This window comes from Lapillicoccus sp. (assembly GCF_046595215.1).
In the GTDB taxonomy this organism is placed as follows: Bacteria; Actinomycetota; Actinomycetes; order Actinomycetales; family Dermatophilaceae; genus Lapillicoccus.
In genome coordinates, this window is record NZ_JBKJPP010000172.1 from 1 (window position 1) to 3,543 (window position 3,543).

At 66.3% G+C, this 3,543-nt stretch carries 5 protein-coding genes and 1 pseudogene; 3 read left to right on the top strand and 3 right to left on the bottom strand.

The features are described from left to right. From ACLL9L_RS14970 to ACLL9L_RS14980, 3 genes are all read right to left on the bottom strand, one after another. Positions 1–1,001 (bottom strand): NADP-dependent isocitrate dehydrogenase (locus ACLL9L_RS14970; protein WP_411285458.1); only part of this gene is annotated, 1,001 nt, incomplete at its 3' end. 364 nt (positions 1,002–1,365) lie between these two features. Next, complete coding sequence (locus tag ACLL9L_RS14975; RefSeq protein WP_411285459.1) at positions 1,366–1,695, bottom strand: type II toxin-antitoxin system PemK/MazF family toxin; 330 nt, start codon at positions 1,693–1,695, stop codon at positions 1,366–1,368. Beyond that, positions 1,692–1,928: an antitoxin MazE5 gene (locus tag ACLL9L_RS14980; RefSeq protein ID WP_411285460.1), complete on the bottom strand. Its 237-nt coding sequence runs from the start codon at positions 1,926–1,928 to the stop codon at positions 1,692–1,694. Before ACLL9L_RS14980 ends, ACLL9L_RS14975 begins: the two co-directional genes overlap by 4 nt. Before the next feature lie 112 nt (positions 1,929–2,040). Here ACLL9L_RS14980 and ACLL9L_RS14985 point away from each other — a divergent pair. The 3 genes and pseudogenes from ACLL9L_RS14985 to ACLL9L_RS14995 all read left to right on the top strand — a co-directional run. Continuing rightward, positions 2,041–2,208, top strand: a pseudogene (locus ACLL9L_RS14985) (winged helix-turn-helix transcriptional regulator); the annotation flags it as partial. A 143-nt stretch (positions 2,209–2,351) separates the two neighbouring features. Continuing rightward, complete coding sequence (locus ACLL9L_RS14990) at positions 2,352–2,510, top strand: hypothetical protein (protein ID WP_411285461.1); 159 nt, start codon at positions 2,352–2,354, stop codon at positions 2,508–2,510. A 95-nt stretch (positions 2,511–2,605) separates the two neighbouring features. Next, a partial coding sequence (locus tag ACLL9L_RS14995) for a malate dehydrogenase (protein WP_411285462.1) occupies positions 2,606–3,543 on the top strand: 938 nt, incomplete at its 3' end.

Below are 3,543 nucleotides of genomic sequence, written 5' to 3' on the forward strand. Positions count from 1 at the left end.
AAGATCGACGCGATCGGGTTCGTCGACGTCGGCCGGCCCGCCTGATGCTCACGGTAGTGACGGGTCACCGTGCCGTGGGCGGCCTCCGCCTCCACCGTCTGCCCGTCCGGGGTCATCAACACCGACGTCATCAACCCCAGCGAACCGAACCCCTGCGCCACCGTGTCGGACTGCACGTCGCCGTCGTAGTTCTTGCACGCCCAGAGATAGCCGCCCTCCCACTTCATCGCCGCCGCGACCATGTCATCGATGAGGCGGTGCTCATACGTCAGGCCCGCCGCCTCGAAGTCGTCCTTGAACTCGCTCTCGAAAACCTGCGCGAAGATGTCCTTGAACGCCCCGTCATACGCCTTCAGGATCGTGTTCTTCGTCGACAGGTACACCGGCACACCCCGCTGCAACCCATAGTTCAGCGACGCCCGCGCGAAGTCACGGATCGAGTCGTTGAAGTTGAACATCCCCATCGCCACACCACCATCGTCGCCGTAGGTCGCGACCTCATGCACCTCCGGCTCCCCCCCACCCGCGGGCGTGAACGTCAGGGTGAGGGTGCCGGCGCCGGGGACCTTGAAGTTCGTCGCCTTGTACTGGTCACCGTGCGCATGGCGCCCGATGATGATCGGCTTGGTCCAGCCCGGCACCAGCCGCGGGATGTTAGAGATGATGATCGGCTCACGGAAGATCACCCCACCCAGAATGTTGCGGATCGTTCCGTTCGGGCTGCGCCACATCTCCTTCAACCCGAACTCCTCCACCCGCGCCTCGTCCGGGGTGATCGTGGCGCACTTGACCCCCACCCCGAACTCCTTGACCGCGTTCGCCGCGTCGATCGTGACCTGGTCATCGGTCGCGTCACGGTGCTCGATCCCCAGGTCGAAATACTTCAGGTCGATCTCGAGATAGGGATGGATCAGACGGTCCTTGATGAACTGCCAGATGATCCGCGTCATCTCGTCCCCATCAAGCTCCACCACCGGGTTGACGACCTTGATCCTGCTCATCCCAACGCACTCCCTCACTTCGAGCGGATGAGAGAACCGAACGGACTCTCCCACGAGTCCCCCACGATACCTTGACGTCAAGATACTTGAGAGCCGCAGACAAGGGTGAGACCCACTCATCCTCCCTCGACGAGGCGACTCGGGACCGAGCTCCTCTGGACCTTCGGGCTCGTTCTCGGCAGCCCGTGGTCACGCTCGGCCCGTGCCCCGTCACCTCGTCGGGGCCACACCGGACTCAGCACCACCCTGGATCACGATGTCGGTCTGCGACGTCACTTTCTGACATCGGTGTCCAGCATTTATGACACGAGGCCGCTGATCCAGTGCCAACCCAACACCCTCTGTCTCGTCGGCGATGTTGACGTCAGCCCGAACAGTCGACCGCGACCGCCAGAGCTGAGCAGACGTCCTTCATTCGGATATCCGCCAATCTGCCAAGGCGCTGAACGAGCACAGCGACCGACACGCTTTCGACCGAGTCCAGGTTGACGGCCGAGCGCTTTGGCACGGGATCGTCACCAGGCTCTAGCACGACCTCGCTGACAAGGCCTCGGATCGTTGTCGTGCAGGGGGCGACCAAGGCACGTCGAAGCCGCGGGATGGCGACGTCGCGGGAGAGGACGACGACGGGCCGCCGGCCGATCTCGGCGAACTCGCACCACCACACCTCTCCTCGCGCGGGCAGCCCGCTCACGATGCAGCGGCGGCTCGACGAAACGACGCCAGGTCGCCCCACTCGTCCGGCTCGTCGATCGGGTGCCGGTCGTACGCTGCGTAACTCGCGTCGACCTGCGCGGAGCGGTGACGAGCGAGCAACGCTTCGAGCGCCTCATCGATCAGCGCGGCGTCGGTGATCCCCGAGCGCAGTGCCCTGGCGCTACCGAGAAGGTGGTCATTCACCGTCGTGCTCAGGCGTACGCGACTCATGCCACGAGTATGCCACTCACGGTGGGAGGTTGTCCCCGAGTCGACCTCTGACTTGTGCGGTGACACGTCCTCGACCCGGGCTGGGAGGTGACCGACCTCGTCACCCAAAGGCCTCACCCAACAGGAGATCGCTCACCGACTCGGCATCTCACCTTCGGCGGTGAGCCAACGCGTTCGCCGCTCTGGCTGGGCCAAGCAGCTCCGTGCCCAGTCCCTCGCAACAAGCCTCCTGTTGGTGGCCGACGGTAGAACGGGGAGCAACGGCATACGAGGGGAGTAGGCGTGGGTGGGACCATCTTGACACCGGCATCGCCCTTGCCCTTGGGTCATCGTTGTCATGTTCTACCCTGCGCGGCGGGAGGGCGATCGGCATGCTCGAGCGCGCAGCCGCTTCCTGACATCGTTGCCGGGTGGCCCGAGGGCGTGGCCCTCGTCGTCGGCCTCAAGGGTCTGGGCCGATATGGCGAGCTCCGGGGAGCCACCGAGGGCACCGCAGAGCGTTTCCTTTTCGCCAGTTTCATCAGCCTTCTGTTCGCCAGCACCGTGGCTGAGGCTGCCAGAACGGTGATAGAGGCCACCTGAGCAGGACAGATCGGCCGCGATCCGGCTGGTAACGTCGGGTCGTCTCGATCCACGCCGTCGTCTCGATCCACACCGCTGTCGAAGGGTCAACTCCTGTGATCACCACTCCCGTCAAGGTCGCCGTCACCGGGGCCGCCGGTCAGATCGGCTACAGCCTCCTCTTCCGGCTCGCCAGCGGTGCGCTGCTCGGCCCGGACACCCCGATCGAGCTGCGGCTGCTCGAGATCACCCCGGCCCTGAAGACGCTCGAGGGCGTCGTTATGGAGCTCGTCGACTGCGCGTTCCCCACCCTGGCCAAGGTCGAGATCGGGGACGACGCCGCCACGGTCTTCGACGGCGTCAACCACGCCCTGCTCGTCGGCGCCCGCCCGCGCGGGCCCGGCATGGAGCGCGGTGACCTGCTCGAGGCCAACGGCGGCATCTTCGCCCCGCAGGGCAAGGCCTTGGCCGAGGCCGCGGCCGACGACATCCACGTCACGGTGACCGGCAACCCGGCCAACACCAACGCCCTCATCGCCATGAGCAACGCCCGGGGCATCCCCAAGGAGCGCTTCTCGGCGCTGACCCGGCTCGACCACAACCGCGCCATCGGCCAGCTCGCCGCCAAGCTGGGGGTCCCGGTCACCGAGATCCGCAGGATGACCATCTGGGGCAACCACTCGGCCACCCAGTATCCCGACCTCTTCCACGCCGAGGTCGGTGGCCGCAACGCCGCCGAGGCCGTGGGCGACCAGGACTGGCTCGAGAACACCTTCATCCCCACCGTCGCCAAGCGCGGCGCGGCGATCATCGAGGCGCGGGGCTCTTCGTCGGCCGCCTCGGCCGCCTCGGCCACCATCGACCACGCCCGCACCTGGGTCGAGGGCACGCCCGAGGGCGACTGGGTCTCGATGTCGGTCGTCTCCGACGGCTCCTACGGCGTGCCGGAGGGTCTCATCTCCTCCTTCCCGGTCACCGTCAAGGACGGTGAGTGGAGCATCGTCCAGGGCCTCGAGATCGACGACTTCTCGCGGGGCCGGATCGACGCCTCCGT

Bases quoted from the DNA above. Each gene is read 5' to 3' on its own strand.
- ACLL9L_RS14980 (WP_411285460.1), bottom strand. From the start codon at position 1,928: ATGAGTCGCGTACGCCTGAGCACGACGGTGAATGACCACCTTCTCGGT.